At 67.6% G+C, this 17,442-nt stretch carries 17 protein-coding genes; 12 read left to right on the top strand and 5 right to left on the bottom strand.

Annotated features, from left to right (window positions below):
* The coding region (locus tag CQZ88_RS26770) for a mycofactocin-coupled SDR family oxidoreductase (RefSeq protein ID WP_258008812.1) at positions 1 to 673 on the top strand (673 nt) is incomplete at its 5' end.
* 45 nt (positions 674 to 718) lie between these two features.
* On the top strand, positions 719 to 1,963 hold the full coding sequence (locus CQZ88_RS26765) for a cytochrome P450 (protein ID WP_006941607.1): 1,245 nt from the start codon (positions 719 to 721) through the stop codon (positions 1,961 to 1,963).
* A 99-nt stretch (positions 1,964 to 2,062) separates the two neighbouring features.
* On the opposite strand, the gene CQZ88_RS26760 is transcribed toward CQZ88_RS26765, so the two are convergent.
* From CQZ88_RS26760 to CQZ88_RS26740, 5 genes are all read right to left on the bottom strand, one after another.
* Positions 2,063 to 3,331 carry a cytochrome P450 gene (locus tag CQZ88_RS26760; RefSeq protein WP_006941606.1) on the bottom strand — a complete coding sequence of 423 codons (1,269 nt, stop codon included), beginning with the start codon at positions 3,329 to 3,331 and terminating at the stop codon, positions 2,063 to 2,065.
* Positions 3,332 to 3,666: 335 nt separating this feature from the next.
* Positions 3,667 to 4,410, bottom strand: a complete 744-nt coding sequence (locus CQZ88_RS26755; RefSeq protein WP_006934121.1) for an acetoacetate decarboxylase family protein — start codon at positions 4,408 to 4,410, stop codon at positions 3,667 to 3,669.
* Between the two features lie 33 nt (positions 4,411 to 4,443).
* A complete protein-coding gene (locus tag CQZ88_RS26750) occupies positions 4,444 to 4,935 on the bottom strand; it encodes a nuclear transport factor 2 family protein (protein ID WP_144415056.1) in 492 nt (163 codons plus the stop codon).
* Positions 4,936 to 5,294: 359 nt separating this feature from the next.
* Positions 5,295 to 5,732, bottom strand: a complete 438-nt coding sequence (locus CQZ88_RS26745; RefSeq protein ID WP_006934119.1) for a thioesterase family protein — start codon at positions 5,730 to 5,732, stop codon at positions 5,295 to 5,297.
* 20 nt (positions 5,733 to 5,752) lie between these two features.
* Positions 5,753 to 6,547 (bottom strand): SDR family NAD(P)-dependent oxidoreductase, encoded by a 795-nt coding sequence (locus tag CQZ88_RS26740; RefSeq protein ID WP_102800549.1) that lies wholly within the window; start codon positions 6,545 to 6,547, stop codon positions 5,753 to 5,755.
* Between the two features lie 163 nt (positions 6,548 to 6,710).
* On the opposite strand from CQZ88_RS26740, the gene CQZ88_RS26735 reads away from it, so the two are divergent.
* The 10 genes from CQZ88_RS26735 to CQZ88_RS26690 all read left to right on the top strand — a co-directional run bounded on the left by CQZ88_RS26735 (position 6,711) and on the right by CQZ88_RS26690 (position 17,291).
* Complete coding sequence (locus CQZ88_RS26735) at positions 6,711 to 7,859, top strand: acyl-CoA dehydrogenase family protein (RefSeq protein WP_082120290.1); 1,149 nt, start codon at positions 6,711 to 6,713, stop codon at positions 7,857 to 7,859.
* 30 nt (positions 7,860 to 7,889) lie between these two features.
* Complete coding sequence (locus tag CQZ88_RS26730) at positions 7,890 to 9,827, top strand: 2-oxoacid:acceptor oxidoreductase subunit alpha (RefSeq protein ID WP_029546545.1); 1,938 nt, start codon at positions 7,890 to 7,892, stop codon at positions 9,825 to 9,827.
* On the top strand, positions 9,824 to 10,903 hold the full coding sequence (locus CQZ88_RS26725) for a 2-oxoacid:ferredoxin oxidoreductase subunit beta (RefSeq protein WP_043802038.1): 1,080 nt from the start codon (positions 9,824 to 9,826) through the stop codon (positions 10,901 to 10,903). The genes CQZ88_RS26730 and CQZ88_RS26725 overlap by 4 nt, the downstream gene beginning before the upstream one ends.
* A gap of 141 nt (positions 10,904 to 11,044) precedes the next feature.
* The gene (locus CQZ88_RS26720; protein WP_006934104.1) at positions 11,045 to 11,452 is read left to right on the top strand and encodes a nuclear transport factor 2 family protein; all 408 of its coding nucleotides are present in this window, start codon (positions 11,045 to 11,047) and stop codon (positions 11,450 to 11,452) included.
* A gap of 24 nt (positions 11,453 to 11,476) precedes the next feature.
* A complete protein-coding gene (locus CQZ88_RS26715) occupies positions 11,477 to 13,033 on the top strand; it encodes an AMP-binding protein (RefSeq protein WP_029546543.1) in 1,557 nt (518 codons plus the stop codon).
* Positions 13,030 to 13,497 carry a hypothetical protein gene (locus tag CQZ88_RS26710; protein WP_029546542.1) on the top strand — a complete coding sequence of 156 codons (468 nt, stop codon included), beginning with the start codon at positions 13,030 to 13,032 and terminating at the stop codon, positions 13,495 to 13,497. The genes CQZ88_RS26715 and CQZ88_RS26710 overlap by 4 nt, the downstream gene beginning before the upstream one ends.
* The gene (locus tag CQZ88_RS26705; protein WP_006934099.1) at positions 13,494 to 13,910 is read left to right on the top strand and encodes a MaoC family dehydratase; all 417 of its coding nucleotides are present in this window, start codon (positions 13,494 to 13,496) and stop codon (positions 13,908 to 13,910) included. The genes CQZ88_RS26710 and CQZ88_RS26705 overlap by 4 nt, the downstream gene beginning before the upstream one ends.
* A 30-nt stretch (positions 13,911 to 13,940) precedes the next feature.
* The gene (locus tag CQZ88_RS26700) at positions 13,941 to 14,780 is read left to right on the top strand and encodes a mycofactocin-coupled SDR family oxidoreductase (RefSeq protein WP_006934097.1); all 840 of its coding nucleotides are present in this window, start codon (positions 13,941 to 13,943) and stop codon (positions 14,778 to 14,780) included.
* Between the two features lie 7 nt (positions 14,781 to 14,787).
* A complete protein-coding gene (locus CQZ88_RS26695; RefSeq protein ID WP_006934096.1) occupies positions 14,788 to 15,303 on the top strand; it encodes a pyridoxamine 5'-phosphate oxidase family protein in 516 nt (171 codons plus the stop codon).
* A 5-nt stretch (positions 15,304 to 15,308) separates the two neighbouring features.
* On the top strand, positions 15,309 to 17,291 hold the full coding sequence (locus CQZ88_RS26690) for an FAD-dependent oxidoreductase (protein WP_050036067.1): 1,983 nt from the start codon (positions 15,309 to 15,311) through the stop codon (positions 17,289 to 17,291).
* Positions 17,292 to 17,442: the final 151 nt, after the last annotated feature.

Genomic DNA, 17,442 nt, shown 5'->3' with positions numbered 1-17,442 from the left:
CCTCGCCGAGACCCACCGGCTCGTCGAGGCGACGGGCCGCCGCTGCCTGTCCCGGGTGGTCGACGTGCGTGACCAGGCGGCCCTCGACCTCCTCGTCTCCGACGCCGTCGACGAGTTCGGGCACCTCGACATCGTCAGCGCCAACGCCGGCATCGTCAGTTTCACGCCTACCTGGCATCTCAGCGACGAGGAATGGCAGAACGTCATCGACGTCAACCTCACCGGTGTCTTCCACACCGTGCGGGCCGTCGTGCCCCGGATGATCGAGCAGGGTACCGGCGGCGCGATCGTGCTCACCAGCTCGGTCGCGGCGATCCGGGCGAGCCGCAACCTCGGGCACTACGCGGCCAGCAAGGGCGGGGTCGTCAGCCTCATGCGCACCCTCTCCAACGAGCTGGGGGAACACGGCATCCGGGTCAACACCCTCAACCCCGGCACCGTCCGGACGGACATGATCGAGAACGACGCCATGTACCGCATCTACCGTCCGGACCTCGAGTCGCCCACGCAGGCCGACATCGTCGACCACTGCCGCCGGCGCAACGAACTCGACGTCCCCTGGGTCGAGGCCGTCGACATCAGCAATGCCCTGGTCTGGCTGGCCTCCGACGAGGCCCGGTACGTGACCGGCGTGGTCCTGCCCATCGACGCCGGATTGCTCGCCAAGGCCTAGAACCCGATTCGCCGCCAACGAATCCCGTCTCGGAAGGAACGCACGATGGAAAGCCCCGCTCGCTGTCCGGTCGTCCACTTCGACCACAATTCGCCCGAGCACTCGGCCGACCCGGCCGAGTCGTACCGGAAGATCCGCGAAACCGTCAAGATCGGCTGGACTCCCGCTCACGGCGGATACTGGGTGCTCTCCGACTACAGTTCGGTCTTCGACGCCGCCCGCGACGACGAGACGTTCTCCTCGGCGCGCAGCGAGTACGGCGGCGACGGGCTGTCCGTGGTGATCCCGAAAACCCCGCATCACGACCATATTCCGATCGAGCTCGATCCCCCGGAGTTCCGCAAGTACCGCAGGATCGTCAACCCGGTCAGTGCGCCGGCCGCCGTCGAGAAGATGAAGCCCACCATCGACCGGCACGTCGCGGGCTTCATCGACAGCGTGATCGAGAGCGGTGAGTGCGACCTGACGTCGGTCATCGGAGTCCCCTCGATCGTCACGGTGGAGTGGCTCGGACTCGACGTCTCGGAGTGGCGCCGCTACTCCAACGCCCACTTCCAGGTGCTCGCGGGAATTCCGGGCACCCCCGAGCACACCCGCGCGGTCGAGGTCGACTTCCCGTACCTGGCCGGACGCATCGAGCAGACCATCACCGAACGGCGACGGGATCCGAAGGACGACATCATCAGCTACCTCGTCCAGCAGGAGGTCGACGGCAGCCCGATGAACGATCACGACGTGTTCGCGATCGTCGACCTGCTCATCTCCGGCGGCGTCGGCACCACCGCGTCCCTGGTGAGCAACTCGCTGGTCTGGCTCAGCCGCCACAAGGACGTGCGGCAGCGTCTCATCGACCACCCCGATCTCCTCGATCACGCCATCGAGGAGTTCCTGCGGTACTTCTCGCCGACCCAGGCGCTCGCCCGCACCGTGACGCACGACGTCGAGTTCCACGGCTGCCCCATGCAGAAGGGCGACCGGGTGCTGCTGTCGTGGGCCTCCGCCAATCGCGATTCGGAACTGTTCGACAAGCCCGACGAGATCGACATCGAACGGTGGCCCAACCGGCACACCGCCTTCGGCATCGGTGTGCACCGCTGCGCCGGTTCGCACCTCGGCCGGTACATGTCGCACGCTCTGATCAGCCAGGTGCTCGAACGGATGCCGGACTACGACGTCGACCTCGCGGCGCTGCAGCCGTACCCGCGACAGGGCGTGAACACCGGCTACCAGCGCATCCCGGCCACCTTCACGCCCGGTCGCCGGGTACTGACGGACTACACGCTGCAGTAACGGCTTTCGCCGACGCGGCAGTGCCGTCTTTCGTCGACGCGGCAGTGCCGGCCGTCCGCGTACGCGATCGCATGCGCGGACGGCCGGCTGTCGCGGCTGTCAGCCGAGCTTCCCGGTCGGTTCGAACTTCACGCGCAGTTCGGGGATGCTGCGGGTGTAGAGGCCCTCCTCGCGCGGTACGAAGCCGTCCTGGTACTCGATCGAGTCCATCGTGTCGAGCACGAGGTTCAGCGCGATGGTCATCTCCGTCTTCGCGAGCATAGAGCCCACGCAGAAGTGGCGGCCGAGGATGAACTGCACGTGGTTGGCCGCACCACTGAATGCTCGGTCGACGTTGAGGTCGGTTCGGAAGATGTCGAACTCGTCCGGATTCGAGAAGTGGCGCTCGTCGCGGTTGGCGGCCGCGAGCATCATGATGCACGTCGCCCCTGCGGGGATGGTCGAGTCCTCGATCTGCACCTCGTCCTCGGTCTGGCGCATGATCATGTGGACGGGTCCGGAATACCGCAGCGTCTCGGCGATGACGCGGTCGGCGAGGGTGCGGTCCTCGCGCACGGCCCGCATCTGCTCGGGATGGTCGATCAGATTGCGAATCATGCTGGCGATGGCCTTGTCCGTCGTCTCGCCACCGGCGACGAGGAGCAGACTGACGAAGGCCTTGATCTCCTCGTCGGACATCTGCTCGCCGTCGACCTCCGCGCGGCACAGGCGCGAGAGCAGATCGTCGCCGTCGCCCGAGCGTCGTTCGCGGATGATCGGCAGCATGTACTCGCGCAGCTCGACATGGGTGCGTTCGGCGGCGGCGTTGATCTCGGGGTCTCCGGCCAGGTTGTTGAGATAGGCCATGATCGAGAAGTACCAGCCGCGGAACCGCTCGTGATCGCTCTTGGGCAGGCCCAGCATGTCGACCATCACGTTGATGGGGAATCGGCTGGTGAACTGGGAGACGAGTTCGGCCTCGCCCTGCCGGGCCACCGCGCCGAGCAGCTCGCCGGCGTTGCGCGCGACGATGTCGCCGATCAGCTGGGCGGCATTGTGGGTGATGGCCGGCATGAAGCGTTCGAGTCCGTTGCCGCGGAAGAACGGGTTGAGCAGCGCGCGGTGCGTGGAGTGCTCGCGCCCTTCCATCTGCAGGATCGTGCGGCCGTGGATGGGCTCGAGCTGCCATTCGTAGTTGCGGCTGGAGAACTTCGGGCTGCGGAAGGCCTCGGCGCAGTCGGCGAACCTGCTGATCAGGTAGCTGTCCGTGCCCTCGTGGTGCAGGGCCGGGTAGTGGTCGCGCAACACGCGGTGGAGCGGGTACGGGTTGTCGAGGAACTCGGGGGAGAGGATGTCGGGGGCGATGGGGCGGGGATCGACTGCGGTCACTCTGGGATCTCCTGATCGTCGAATCGAGGGTCGAGCAGGATCGGTGCCGGAGCACCGGTCGGGGTCGTGCCGCTCCGCCGAGGGTCTGGGGCCGGAGGTGGACAGTGATCCGGATCACTAGGTGCTGATAACTATAAATACGATTCGAATGATGTCAACGCATATTGGTGAAACGAGTTCTCGACGGGAACGGGCGCCCACTCGTGAGGAGTGGGCGCCCGCACCGAATCTGCCGTGCAGCTCGAGGGTGCTGCCACGCCGGCGGTAGTCGGCGAGCGCCGCGTCGTACTCGTCGTCCGATCCGAGTCGGCTGCACATGCTGGACCCGCAGCGGGTTAGAAGAACCGTTTGACGACCTTCGCTGTCGGCGCGACGTCCATGTCCGAGCGGACGTAGAGGGCGTCTGTGATCCGTTTGATCGGCAGAGTGTGCCATGGATCGAGTTCGGATTCCACACCGAACGAGATCGAGCCGCGCCCGGACCATGCTTGCTTCGGGGTCACACGGCAGGAGTTGAGCACCAGATCCGCGAGCGACGGGTCCCCACCCTCGGGATTCGGGATGACCCGGAGGCCCATCGGCTTCATGTCGTAGGGCTCGAGGTCGACCGGACGCTCCGGCTTCATCTGTACGGTGCAGATGCGGCTTCCCTTGGGACGTTCCACGATTCCCTGCATGACCTCGCTTTCCTGCTGCCACTCGATGTGGCCGAACTTCTTGGGGTTGCCCCAGATCTCACGGCCGGCGGCGAGTGCCGACTCCTGGTTGAGCAGGATGCGGACGGGATAGATGCACGGCTCGCCCTCCCACGTGCAGTCGAGGAACTGGTAAGCCTCCTCGTACGCACCGAACGTGGTGAACGGCATCTTGGCGATGACGATGCGGACGGTTGCGGGGAGAGTGAGTTCGAAACCCGCTGCCTCCGGAAGGAGGTCGAGCGCGGCGTTCTCGTCGGTCTCGTAGGCGACCGTGATGGTCTCCATGTCGCGATAGTAGACGGGCGGCTTCGGGTAGAGCGGCTCGTCCACCGGCATCGTGTAGCCGAATTTCTCCCGGGTGAGTCGTCCCTGCTTGGCCATGATTGCTCCTTGCGTCGAGGGAAATGTGGCGGATCAGTGTTCGTAGACGGGAGTGGTGGTACCCCGGGGGACGATCATCTTGTCGAACTGCGCCTGCTCGATCAGGGCGGTGTCGCAGAACTCGAGCATGGCCGCGATCTTGTCGTCGCGGACGGTGACGATCCAGCAGTACTGGTTCTTGTACGGAACCCCGTTGCGGCCCATGCCATCCGAGCGGCAGAATACGACGACGCGCCCGTCCTCCAGCGAGAGGACGTCCTCGACCTCGAGTGGCTTGATGCCGTACTCCTGGCTCAGGCCCTGCACGGACGGGCCTTCGCGCTCCTCGCCGCGGAAGTTCGCGCCGAGAAAGTCGTTCTGGATGGACTCGAGACCCTTGTAGGTGCCCGAGATGGGAGTGGATCCGATGAGGGTCCAGGTGGCATCGGGATGGAAGTAGCGGGTGAACGCGTCTCCCACCCCCTCCGAATCGCCGCGGACGGCGGCGAGCCAGTTCTGTACGACCTTCTTTTCGTTGGTTCCCATGTCCATTCGCTTTCGTGATTCCGGGGCGGGCTGCTCCCGCGCCGGTCGACAGGTCCGTCCCGAGGAAAGCCGCCGTCGATGCTCGCGCATCGGCTGGGATGGGACGGGGGCTCTCCTGCGGTCGCTCGGGCCTCTGCGGATCGTCGAATCGACGGTCGAGCGGGAGTTGCGTCGCTCAGGGGCGAGCGCCTCCGCGGACGGCTCGAGATCGGAGTCGAAGTGATCCAGATCACCGATGCCGACGACTGTATGCGGAATTTGGTAATTGTCAATGGATTTCGCGCACGCCGAAGATGCCGAAGGGGGCGTCCACTCGGTGGAGTGGACGCCCCCTTCGCGCGCGGGGACTCGCGCGGGAACTACGGTTGCGTCGTCTTCGGCGGCTCCAGCGTCCGGAGGGCGGCGAGCAGCCGCTCCGGGATCGGGGCCTTGTTTCCATCGGCGCCGCGCACGGCGAACGTGATCTTGCCGTGAGCGACGAGTTCGTCGCCGCGCTCGAAGTCGAATCCCAGCGCGTACGAGGTGGTGCCGAGGTGGTCGAGGACGACCGTGCAGGTCAGCTCGTCGAACACCTCGCAGCTGGTGATGTACTGGCACTCCGACTTCAGGCCCACGGTGTAGACGCCGACGGTGTCGAGCAACGTGTGGCTGTCGAGGCCGAACGAGTGCAGCCAGACGCTGTACGTGCGTTCCATCCACGGGTAGTTGATGGCGAAGTACGAGATCCCGACGGCGTCGCAGTCGCCGTAGGCGAGCTGGAAGCGCTGCTGCGTGACGGCGGTGGTGGCGGTGGTCATGTCGTGTCCTTCCGGGTGGATCAGGGGTGGCCGCCGTCGACGGTAACGATGGAGCCGGTCGTGAAACTCGAGGCGTCGCTCGCGAGGTAGAGGGCGGCGCCGACGATCTCGTCGGGCTGTCCGCCGCGCTTGGCGGCGAAGCGCTGCGCCCGCTGGGAGAACGCCTCCATGTCCCACGAGTTGCTCACGTCCGTGAGGAAGGTGCCGGCCATGATTGCGTTGCTGCGCACCGTGGGACCGAACGCGTGCGCCATGCCGATCGTAACGGCGTTGAGTCCGGCCTTGGCGGCGGCGTAGGGAAGGATATCCGGCCTGGGGTGCACGGACCCGGCGCTGGAAATGTTGATAATGGATCCGCCGTCGCCCTGCGCCATGCGGGTTCCGACGAGTGCCGCGAGCCGGAACGGGCCCTTGAGGTTCACCCCGATCACTTTGTCGAACAGCGTTTCGCTGACGGTGTCGAGACTGTCGTACAGCGGGGACATGCCCGCGTTGTTGATCAGCACGTCGATCTTCCGGAAGTGACCATAGGCCGCCTCGACGAGTTCCTCGATCGATTCCCATCGTCCGACGTGGAACGAATGCGCAAGCGTCTTGCGTCCCGTCTCCTCGGTGATCTCGTCGGCGGTGGCCTGGCAGGAGGCCAGGTCACGGCTGGCGATGACGACGTCGCAGCCGGCGCGAGCCAGCCCGAACGCCATGGCGCGGCCGAGGCCCCGGCTGCCGCCGGTGACGATCGCCGTGCGGTCGGTCAGATCGAACGCGCGGACGGGGTCGAACCCCGGGCGGGTCCGGCCGGTTGTTGAATCGGTCATCGAGTTCCTCCACTGGTCCTGGTTGACGGTACCCAATTCCTTGCTATTGTGATCATAGATTAGCGGATAGTGATCCAGTTCACGACAATGGCCGAGACCGCGCCGAGTCACACCGCCGTGTCGCACCCGGTGGATCGGACGCATCGCCAGAACGGAGTACAAGGTGAGTGACGACCAGCAGGACCTGTTCGCCCTGCCGCAGCGGTACCTCGACCTCCAGCGGGAAGCCCGGGACCTCGCGGCCGAGTGCGCCGACATCGCTGCGCGCGCCGACGAGGCGGACAGCTTCGATCCGGACGTCCGCAAGCGGCTGACCGCGTCCCGGCTCACCGAGGTCGTCGTGCCGGCTGCCTACGGTGGTCGCTTCGAGAAGGTCGACTCGCTCGCGGTGACCATCGTGCGCGAGGCCCTCGCCGCCGAGTCGGCCCACCTCGACTCCATGTTCGGCATGCAGGGCATCGGCAGCTACTGCATCAGTGTCGGCGGCTCCGAGGAACTCAAGGCGGAGTGGCTGCCCAAGGTGGCCCGGCTCGAGGCCGTGGCCGCCCTCGGCCTGACGGAGCCGCACGTCGGCTCCGACCTCAAGGCACTCAGCACCACCGTCGTCGAGCGCGACGGCAAGCTGATCGTCGACGGGCACAAGTCCTTCATCACCAACGGCGGCGACGCGGACTTCTACAGCATCCTCGCCCGCGAGGGCGACGGATACTCCCTCGTGCTGGTCCCGGCCGACGCGCCCGGCCTGCGCATCGAGCGCCCGCACCAGATCATCGCGCCCCACGTGCTCAGCGACGTCATCCTCGAGAACGTCGAGGTACCGGTCGGCAACCGCATCGGGGAACCGGGCAAGGGCTTCGGGCTCGTCCTCGCCACCCTCGCCACGTTCCGCGTGTCCGTGGCCGGCGCCGCCGTCGGCGTGGCCCAGGCCGCGCTGGACGAGGCGGTCGCCCACGCCAAGACCCGGGAGGGCTTCGGCGTCAGCCTCGCGCGTCTCGGATCGGTGCCCGAGCACCTCGCCTCCTGCTGGACCGACATCGAGATGGCGCGCTCGCTGACCTACCGCGCGGCCGCCGCGTCGGCCCGCGACGCACGCGCCAATCTGCACCTGTCGTCGATGGCAAAGGTCGGCGCCACCGAGGCGGCCGCCCGCGTCGTCGACCGCTCGGTGCAGATCATGGGCCGCTTCGGGCTCGTGCGCGGCGGGAAGCTCGAGCGCCTCTACCGGGAGGCCCGTCCCATGCGGATCTACGAGGGCTCGACCGAGGTGATCTTCGATTCCCTGGCCAAGCAACTCGTGAAGGAAGCCCAGTAGGGGGAGAATGCGGACCAGAGGCAGGCACCCATGACAACGGACGCGAACACCACCAAGCTGGAGCGAGTCGTCATCCGCTTCGCGGGCGACTCGGGCGACGGCATGCAGCTGACCGGCGACCGGTTCACCTCCGAAGCGGCCGCGTTCGGCAACGACCTCGCGACGCAGCCGAACTTCCCCGCCGAGATCCGGGCGCCGCAGGGCACGCTGCCCGGGGTGTCGTCGTTCCAGATCCAGATCGCGGACCACGACATCCTCACCGCGGGTGATCGCCCGGACGTCCTCGTCGCGATGAACCCGGCGGCGCTGAAGGCGAACATCGGCGACCTGCCGCGCGGCGGCACCGTCATCGTCAACACCGACGAGTTCACCAAGCGCAACCTGTCCAAGGTCGGCTACGCCGCCAGCCCGCTCGAGGACGGCAGCCTCGACGAGTTCGTGATCCACCAGGTGCCGATGTCGAGCCTGTCGGTCGGGGCGGTCGAGCCGGCCGGCCTGAGCCGCAAGGACGGGGAACGCGCGAAGAACATGTTCGCGCTCGGGTTGCTGTCGTGGATGTACAACCGGCCGGTGGGGCGGATCGAGGAGTTCCTGCGCACCAAGTTCGCCAAGAAGCCGCAGGTCGCCCAGGGCAACCTGCTCGCATTCCACGCCGGGTGGAACTACGGCGAGACCACGGAGACGTTCGCGACGACGTTCGAGGTGGCCAAGGCGGACCTGCCGCCCGGTACGTACCGGCAGATCACCGGCAACACCGCCCTGGCCTACGGCCTGGTGGCCGCCGGTGAGCTGTCCGGGCTCGAGGTGTTCCTCGGGACGTATCCGATCACTCCCGCCTCCGACATCCTGCACGAGCTGACCAAGCACCGCAGCCTCGGCGTGACCACCTTCCAGGCGGAGGACGAGATCGCCGCCATCGGCGCGGCAGTCGGGGCCTCCATCGGCGGCGCCCTGGGCGTCACCAGCACCTCCGGTCCGGGCCTGGCCCTCAAGAGCGAGGCCATCGGCCTGGCCGTGATGACCGAAATCCCCCTCGTGGTGATCGACGTGCAGCGCGGCGGACCGTCGACGGGCCTGCCGACCAAGACCGAGCAATCCGACCTGCTGCAGGCGCTGTACGGGCGCAACGGTGAGTCGCCGGTCGCGGTGCTCGCGCCGCGCTCGCCGGCCGACTGCTTCGCCACCGCGGTCGAGGCGGCCCACATCGCCCTGACCTACCGGACCCCGGTGCTGCTGCTGTCCGACGGCGCCATCGCCAACGGCTCCGAACCCTGGCAGATCCCGCGGGTAGACGAGCTCGCCCCGATCGAGCCGGGCTACGAGACGGGCCCGGACGCCGGTGGTGCGCCCCTGCGCCCCTACGCCCGGGACCGCGAAACCCTGGCCCGCACCGTGGCGATCCCCGGAACGCCCGGCCTCGAGCACCGGATCGGTGGCCTCGAGAAGGCGAACGGCAGCGGCAACATCTCCTACGACCCGGCCAACCACGATCTGATGGTGCGCCTGCGCCAGGCGAAGATCGACGGGATCTCGGTCCCGGACGCCGAGGTCGACGATCCGTCGGGGCAGGCGGAACTGCTGATCGTGGGATGGGGCAGTTCCTACGGGCCGATCGGCGAGGCGTGCCGCCGGGCCCGGCGTCGCGGCACCGCGGTCGCCCACCTGCACCTGCGGCACCTGAACCCGTTGCCGCGCAACCTCGGTGAGGTGCTCGGCCGGTACCGCACGGTGATCGCGCCCGAGATGAACCTGGGACAGCTGACGAGTGTGCTGCGGGCGCGCTACCTTGTCGACGTCCAGCCGGTGACCAAGGTTCAGGGCCTGGCCTTCCTCGCCGACGAGATCGTCGACGCGATCGATGCCGCGCTCGCCGGCACCCTGCGCGAGCTGGAACACGCCAAGACCACCGCCGCGCTGGCTGCGGCCGAGTACCGTCCGGAGCCGGACCGCGAGGAGGAATCGGCATGACCGAGTTGATCAGCCGCGTGGGCACCGATCTCGGACTGAGTGCCACCGCGCTCGTCCCGACGACCGACACCCCGCAGAAGGCCAAGGACTTCACGAGCGACCAGGAGGTGCGCTGGTGCCCGGGCTGCGGTGACTACGTCATTCTGGCCGCGATCCGCAACTTCCTGCCCGAACTCGGCCTGCGGCGCGAGAACCTGATGTTCGTCTCGGGCATCGGCTGTTCGAGCCGGTTCCCGTACTACCTCGAGACCTACGGCCTGCACTCCATCCACGGCCGTGCGCCGGCGATCGCGACCGGTCTGGCCGTCACCCGGCCCGACCTGTCGGTGTGGGTGGTCACCGGTGACGGCGATGCCCTCTCGATCGGCGGAAACCACCTGATCCATGCGCTGCGCCGCAACGTGAACCTCACGATCCTGTTGTTCAACAACCGGATCTACGGCCTGACGAAGGGGCAGTACTCGCCCACGTCCGAGGTCGGGAAGATCACCAAGTCCACGCCGATGGGTTCGGTGGACCACCCGTTCAACACGCTGTCCCTCGCTCTCGGTGCCGAGGCCACCTTCGCGGCCCGAGCGCTCGACTCCGACCGCAAGGGTCTGACCGACGTGCTGCGCCGCGCAGCCGAGCACCGGGGCACCTCGTTCGTCGAGATCTATCAGGACTGCCCGATCTTCAACGACGGCTCCTTCGACGTGCTGCGCAAGGAGGACGCCGAGCAGCGGGTGATCCCGCTGCGCCACGGTGAGCCGATCGTGTTCGGCGCCGAGGGCCAGAAGTGCGTCGTCCGTGACGGATTCGGACTGCGCGTGGTGGACACGGCGACGGCCGACCCGGGTGCGATCGTGGTGCACGATGCGCACGCCGACGATCCGGAGTACGCCTTCGCGCTGTCGCGGCTGTCCGACCAGGACCTCGAACACACCGTGTTCGGCGTGTTCCGCAGCGTTGCCCGTCCGACGTACGACGACCTGGTGCGGGAGCAGAACGAGAGCGCCCGCACCGGCGGTCTCGACCGCCGAGACTCCCTGCAGTCCTTGTTGACCGGGCACGACACCTGGACTGTGTCCGATTAGCCCGATGTTCGAATAGCGTCGATCGCCGTCCCTCGGCGCGGAAACTGGGGTCCTCGTACCCCTAGACAATGCGCATGATTAGTATAAAGTGACTGCCATCACACCTCCCTTCCTTCCCTCCCCTCGGCAGGAGTAGTCGTAATGTCGCTCAGGAACGAAATCGAAAACGCCCTCGCCCGCTACGCGCTCGCCTACGACGACGGCGACATGGACGGCGTCGAGCGCGTCTTCGGCGAAACCGCCGTGTTCACCATGAAGATCGGCGACGGCGACCTCATCGGGCCGCTGAACGGCCGCGAGGAGATCATGGGCCTGTTCCGCGGCGCGCACGAGTCGCAGACCGACCAGCGGCGGCACATCACCACCAATCTGCTGATCGACGAGATCGACGAGAAGAACGTCCGCACGGTGTCCTACCTGCTCATCACCTCCGCGGAGAACGGTGCGCTGAAGGTGTTGTCCACGGGCAAGTACGAGGACGAGTGGACCCGGAGCGGCGGCGACTGGGTGCTCACCAAGCGGCACATCGCCCTCGACCTCCCGTACTGAACCCTCCCGCATCCGGAGACACCCATGACGATGAACCAGGGCCTCATCCCCGCCAAGTGGGCCGCCCTCACCCCGAACCGCATGGCGTTGTACGACGTCCCCAACGATCGCCGCATCACGTTCGCCGACCTCGACGAGCGCGTCCGGCGCCTGGCGAACGGACTGCGCGGACTCGGCCTGGAGAAGGGCGACCGCGTCGCCGTGCTGACCAAGAACAGCATCGAGTTCCAGGAACTGTTCTTCGCCGTCGGCCGAGCGGGACTGATCCTGCAGCCGCTGAACTGGCGGCTGGCAACTCCGTCCCTGCTCGGGCTCGTCGCCGACGCCACCCCGAAGGTGCTCATCACCGCCTCCGAGTTCCGGTCCGTGGCAGAGGAACTGAGTCGATCCACCACGGTCGACCACTGGCTCGAGTTCGGCCCGGGCGGAAGCGGGACGTACGAGGAGCTGCTCGCGAGCTCCAGCCCGGCCGAACCGATCTGGACGCCGAGCGTCGGGGGAGACGACCCGTTCTTCATCCTCTACACCGGCGGCACCACCGGCGAGTCCAAGGGCGCGCTGCACTCGCACACCAGCGCGGCCGCCGGCATGCTCAACCAGACCGTCGCCGAGCGGGTCGTTCCGACCGACGTCTACATGCTCACCGGCCAGATGTACCACATTCCGGTGGTGCTCTCGATGAACTACATGAAGCACGGATGTCCGGTCGTGCTGGTCAATTTCGAGGCCAAGCAGGCGCTCGAGATCATCGAGTCGGAACGGGTCTCGGCGTTCCTCGGCATCACCACGATGCTGAACTGGATGATGGCCGTGGAGAACTTCGACTCCTACGACCTGTCGAGCCTGCGCAACATCCAGTACGGCGGCGGCCCCATGCCGTCCGCGATCGTGCGCAGCGCGCTCGAGGCGTTCCCGTGCACCCTCATCCAGGGATACGGCCAGACCGAGGGCACGACGATGTCGTTCCTGTCCCAGGAGGACCACCTCGACGCGGTCAACGGCATCAACGAGCACCGGCTGAAGTCCTGCGGCCGCGAAGGATTCGGCACCACGATCCGGGTCGTCGACTTCGACGGCAACGAGGTCCCCAAGGACGGCAGGACCCCCGGCGAGATCGTGGTCCGCTCCGAGGCCAACATGCTCGGCTACTGGAACAAGCCGGAGCTGACCGCGCAGACCCTGCGCGACGGCTGGATGTGGACCGGCGACGTCGCGGTCTGGGACGAGGACCACTACGTCTATATCGTCGACCGGGCCAAGGACATGATCATCTCCGGTGGCGAGAACATCTACAGCATCCAGGTCGAAGAGGCCATCGGCGCCCATCCCGCAGTCCTCGAATGCGCCGTCATCGGCATCCCCGACGACGAGTGGGGCGAGGTCGTCAAGGCCGTCGTCGTGCTCAAGCCCGGGCACACCGCCACCGAACAGGAGATCATCGACACCGCCAAGCGGAACCTGGCCTCCTACCAGAAGCCCCGTTCGGTCGACTTCGTCGACGCCCTGCCGAAGGCGCCGACCGGGAAGATCATGAAGCGGGACCTGCGGGCGCCGTACCTCGAAGCGACGGCGGCCCGATGACCGTGGACACCGGACGCCGGGTGCCGACCGAGACCGAACTCGCCGAACTGGTCGGCACCCGCTTCCCCGGCGGCCAGGCCACGCTCGAGCCGTGGTGGGTGCACCTCGTCCTCGACAGCATGCTCGCCGACCCCGCCGACGGCGGTGCGCACCCGGTGCTGGTGTTCCTCGTCGCCACCGGCGCGATGGGCTGGAGCTGGGACGAGTTGTTCGCGGTGTTCGGGGCCACCGAGGCCGACGGCCCGATGGCCGGGGAAACCGAGACGGTGGTGCACCGGCCGCTGCGCGTCGGCGCCACCTACCGCGTCTCGGGCGAGATCGTCTCCGCGACGCGCAAGGTGGGCCGGCGCACCGGCGTCTTCGACATCGTCGGCTACCGTCTCGACCTGCACGACGAGGACGGCGCGCACTGTGCCTCCACCACCAACTCGATCGTGTTCCCGCGGCGAGGAGAGACCGCATGAAACCGACCGTCGGACAGAAGATTCCCGAGCGCACCATCGACGCGGTGGATCCGGCCCGGATGAAGACCCTCTCGGCGCTCATGCGGGACCCGAACCCGATCCATTTCGATCGGAAGGCGGCGAGCGCGCTGGGCCTCGGCGACCGCACGGTCAATCAGGGCCCGAGCAACATCGCCTACGTCGTGTCCATGCTCGGCTCCTGGGCCGGTGGCGTGGACCGGGTCACCGGATACCGGTTCAGGTTCCTCGGCAACGTATTCGAGGGTGACAGGCTGCGGGCCGCGGGCGTGGTGACCGACGTGGAGGAGACAGCCGACGGCCTCCTGGTGCGCTGCGACCTCACGCTCGACGTCCTCGGCGGAGCGCGCGTTCTCGAAGGCACCGGGACCGTCCGGTTCCCCGCCGATCGCTAGACACCATTTCCCACGAGAGGGGCGACAATCATGGCAGGACGAGTAGAAGGCAAGGTCGCGTTCATCACCGGGGCCGCCCGCGGCCAGGGTCGCAGCCACGCGCTGCGGCTCGCCGAGGAGGGCGCCGACATCATCGCGGTCGACATCTGCGAGAACATCGACTCGGTGACCCCGTACTACCCGCTGGCCACCGAGGACGAGCTCAAGGAGACCGTCCGGCTCGTCGAGGCCCTCGACCGGCGGATCGTGGCGCACCGCGCCGACGTCCGGGACCGCGCGGCGCTGCAGCGCGCCTTCGACGACGGGGTGGCGCAGCTCGGCGGCGTCGACATCGTGGTCGCCAACGCCGGCATCGCCACCTACGGCCGCTCGTGGGAACTCACCGCCGAGCAGTGGCGCGACATGATCGACGTCAACCTCACCGGCGTCTTCAACACCGCGGTCGTCGCGATCCCCACGATGATCGAGCAGGGCCGCGGTGGGTCCATCATGTTCACCAGTTCGATCGGTGGCCTCAAGGGCATTCAGCAGGTCGCCCACTACGTCGCCGCCAAGCACGGCATCGTCGGGCTCATGCGGACCATGGCGAACGAGCTCGGTCCCCACAGCATCCGGGTCAACACCATCCACCCGACGAACGTCGACACCATCATGATCCAGAATCCCGGGACGTACGGCATGTTCTCCCCGGGGGATCCGGAGCCGTCGCAGGAGAAGGCGATGCCGGGGTTCATGTCGCTGAACACGCTGCCGGTGCCCTGGGTCGAATCGATCGACATCAGCAACGCGGTGCTGTTCCTCGGCAGCGACGAGGCACGGTACGTCACCGGAGTCACCTTCCCGGTGGACGCCGGCGCGTACGTGAAGTGATGTGACGATGGCCGTCGGAATCGACGACAACGAGGATCTGCGTACACTGCGGGTCGACGAGGAGGGCATCGCCGAACTCGTTGCGGCGCAGACCGAATGTACCTTCGCCTTCAGTACGGCGGCCGGGTGGCCCGCCGGGGTGGTGATGAGCTACCTGCACCACGACGACCGGTTCTGGCTCACCGCCGCGAAGGACCGCGCGCACGTACGTGCGGCGATGCGCGAATCCCGCGTGACGCTCGTGATCTCGAATGCCGGCACCGGCCTGCCCGGCAGGCGGATGCTCGCCGTCCGCGGCCGCGTCACCGTCCACGCCGACGCGGAGACCAAGCGCTGGTTCTATGCGGCGTTCGCGCAGCGCCATGCTCCGACCGATCCCGCAGCCTTCCAGCGACTGCTGGACAGCCCCAACCGAGTCGTCCTGGAAGTCCGTCCCGTTCGCATCGCGGTCAGTCACGACTCGACCAGGATGCCGGGCGACGGACGCGGCGGCTCGCTCGGGCCTCGACCGAACAAGGAGTGAACAATATGACCGCGGATCCGGACTCCGCCTACGCCCACCTGCTCTCGCCGTTCCAGATCGGCCCGATGAAACTGCGCAACCGCGTGGTGCTGCCGCCGCACGCCTCGGCGATCGGCAACATCTTCGGGTCCGAGGCCGACGCCGAACGCAACCTCGCCTACTACGTGTCCCGGGCGAGGGGCGGAGCCGCGTGGTTCGACAGCCTCAGCGCCTGGGTTCCGAACGCCGGGGTGATCCCGGGGTTCGAGCCCACCGGCGTCGGCGCCACGGTCGAGGGCCACTACAGCCTGCCGATCTTCGTCGAACGCGTACAGGCGTATTCCGATGCCCTGCACGCCGAGGGCGCGGTGGCGACGGGGCAGATGGTCCACCAGGGCGGCATGCCGCATGGTGCGTCGTCGGTCCTGAGCGCTCCGGTGATCAACAACGTTCCGCACAAGCTGAACCGGGAGGAGATCGCCTACTTCGTCGGCCAGTACAAGTTCTGTGCGGAGCAGGCCCAGAAGGCACGCCTCGACGGCGTCGAACTCCACATGAACCACGACGATCTGCTCGAGTACTTCCTCTCGCCGCTGACCAACAAGCGCGACGACGAGTACGGCGGCTCGATCGAGAACCGTTGCCGGTTCCCGGTCGAGGTGCTGCGGGCCATCCGCGACGTGATCGGATCGTCCATGGTCATCGGCATCCGGCTGAACCTGCGCGAGGAGGTCCCGGGCGGCTACGACATCACCGGGGCCATCGAGATCGCGCAGTACCTCGAGAGCACCGGCCTCGTCGACTACTTCCACGGCGTGGTGGGCAGCCCGTGGGGCAACCCGTCCTACATCCAGCCGCACTTCTACGAGGCCGGCCAGTGGAGCGATCTCGCCGGGCAGCTCAAGCGGGCGGTGTCGCTGCCCGTCGTGCACACGGGCCGCATCAACCACCCCGACGTCGCCGAACGGATCCTCGCGGCCGGCGACGCCGACGTCGTCGGCATGGCCCGCGCGCACATCGCCGAGCCGTCGATCATCGAGAAGGTCCGCACCGGCCGCGTCGACGAGATCCGGCCCTGCGTCGGCGGCAACGAGTGCATCAGCCGCCGCTACGTCGAGGGCCTGCCGTTCGGCTGCGCGGTCAACCCCGTCACCAGCAACGAGGTCGACGGGCCGTGGCCCACCGTGACCGACCCCCGGCGCGTGCTCGTCGTCGGTGGCGGCCCGGCGGGCATGGAGTTCGCGGCCCTGGCCCGGGAGAAGGGCCACGACGTGGAGTTGTGGGAGGCGTCCGACGTGCTCGGCGGCCAGCTGCGCACCGCGATCAACGCGCCCACGTACGACATGTTCGAGAAGTACCTGGACTGGCAGCAGCGCCGGCTCGAGCGGGCGGGCGTGAAGATCGACTACCGGCACGCGGCCACGAAGGCGGAGATCGAGGCCGCCGGATTCGACGTGGTGGCGGTCGCCACCGGCTCCACCCGCCGGATCCCGGACATCCCGGGCGTGTACGGCGACAACGTCGCCGACATCCGCGACGTCCTGAACGGTGACGCCGCGGTCGGCAAGCGGGTCCTGATCGTCGCGCAGGACGATCACATGCCGCCGCTGTCGCTCGCCGACTTCCTCACCGATCGCGGTCACGACGTCACCATCGTCTACGCGACGCAGGTCGCGGGCCAGCTGCTCGGCCGCTACATCGTCGGTGCGATCCTCGGGCGCCTCGACGAGAAGGGCGTGCAGTACCGGTTCATGGAGGACGTCGTCGAGATCACCCCGACCGGGGTGGTCACCCGCAACGTCTACTCCGGGCGCACGCACCAGGTCGACGGCTTCGACTCGGTGGTGCTCGCCTGCGGTGGCATCGGGGACGCGGACCTGTACGAGAGCATCAAGGACGGGCCGGCTGCAGAGGGCGAGCGGGAGGTGCACATCCTCGGTGACGCCTACGCACCGCGCCGACTGGTCTTCGCCACCCGTCAGGCATTCGCGCTCGCGAAGCTGATCTGACGGACACCACGACGGGGGTGCGGGCTTCGGGCCCGCACCCCCGTTTCGGTGTCCGTCGGCGATGAGCGGGATGTTGCTGCGTCGAGCGGGAGGTTGTCGTCGTCGCTTCTCGCGTTTCGGCGCGAGATCCTCCCGCTCGGCGCGAGATCCA

It is taken from the genome of Rhodococcus sp. ENV425 (genome assembly GCF_002887785.1).
GTDB classification, from domain to species: Bacteria; Actinomycetota; Actinomycetes; order Mycobacteriales; family Mycobacteriaceae; genus Rhodococcus; species Rhodococcus aetherivorans.
This window is presented reverse-complemented; position numbering and strand designations above follow the sequence as displayed.

Excerpts from the sequence above, each read along its gene's own strand:
- CQZ88_RS26765 (WP_006941607.1), top strand. The coding sequence starts at position 719 with ATGGAAAGCCCCGCTCGCTGTCCGGTCGTCCACTTCGACCACAATTCG.
- CQZ88_RS26755 (WP_006934121.1), bottom strand. The coding sequence starts at position 4,410 with ATGGCCAAGCAGGGACGACTCACCCGGGAGAAATTCGGCTACACGATG.
- CQZ88_RS26750 (WP_144415056.1), bottom strand. The coding sequence starts at position 4,935 with ATGGGAACCAACGAAAAGAAGGTCGTACAGAACTGGCTCGCCGCCGTC.
- CQZ88_RS26745 (WP_006934119.1), bottom strand. The coding sequence starts at position 5,732 with ATGACCACCGCCACCACCGCCGTCACGCAGCAGCGCTTCCAGCTCGCC.
- CQZ88_RS26740 (WP_102800549.1), bottom strand. The coding sequence starts at position 6,547 with ATGACCGATTCAACAACCGGCCGGACCCGCCCGGGGTTCGACCCCGTC.
- CQZ88_RS26730 (WP_029546545.1), top strand. The coding sequence starts at position 7,890 with ATGACAACGGACGCGAACACCACCAAGCTGGAGCGAGTCGTCATCCGC.
- CQZ88_RS26725 (WP_043802038.1), top strand. The coding sequence starts at position 9,824 with ATGACCGAGTTGATCAGCCGCGTGGGCACCGATCTCGGACTGAGTGCC.
- CQZ88_RS26720 (WP_006934104.1), top strand. The coding sequence starts at position 11,045 with ATGTCGCTCAGGAACGAAATCGAAAACGCCCTCGCCCGCTACGCGCTC.
- CQZ88_RS26715 (WP_029546543.1), top strand. The coding sequence starts at position 11,477 with ATGACGATGAACCAGGGCCTCATCCCCGCCAAGTGGGCCGCCCTCACC.
- CQZ88_RS26710 (WP_029546542.1), top strand. The coding sequence starts at position 13,030 with ATGACCGTGGACACCGGACGCCGGGTGCCGACCGAGACCGAACTCGCC.
- CQZ88_RS26705 (WP_006934099.1), top strand. The coding sequence starts at position 13,494 with ATGAAACCGACCGTCGGACAGAAGATTCCCGAGCGCACCATCGACGCG.
- CQZ88_RS26700 (WP_006934097.1), top strand. The coding sequence starts at position 13,941 with ATGGCAGGACGAGTAGAAGGCAAGGTCGCGTTCATCACCGGGGCCGCC.
- CQZ88_RS26695 (WP_006934096.1), top strand. The coding sequence starts at position 14,788 with ATGGCCGTCGGAATCGACGACAACGAGGATCTGCGTACACTGCGGGTC.
- CQZ88_RS26690 (WP_050036067.1), top strand. The coding sequence starts at position 15,309 with ATGACCGCGGATCCGGACTCCGCCTACGCCCACCTGCTCTCGCCGTTC.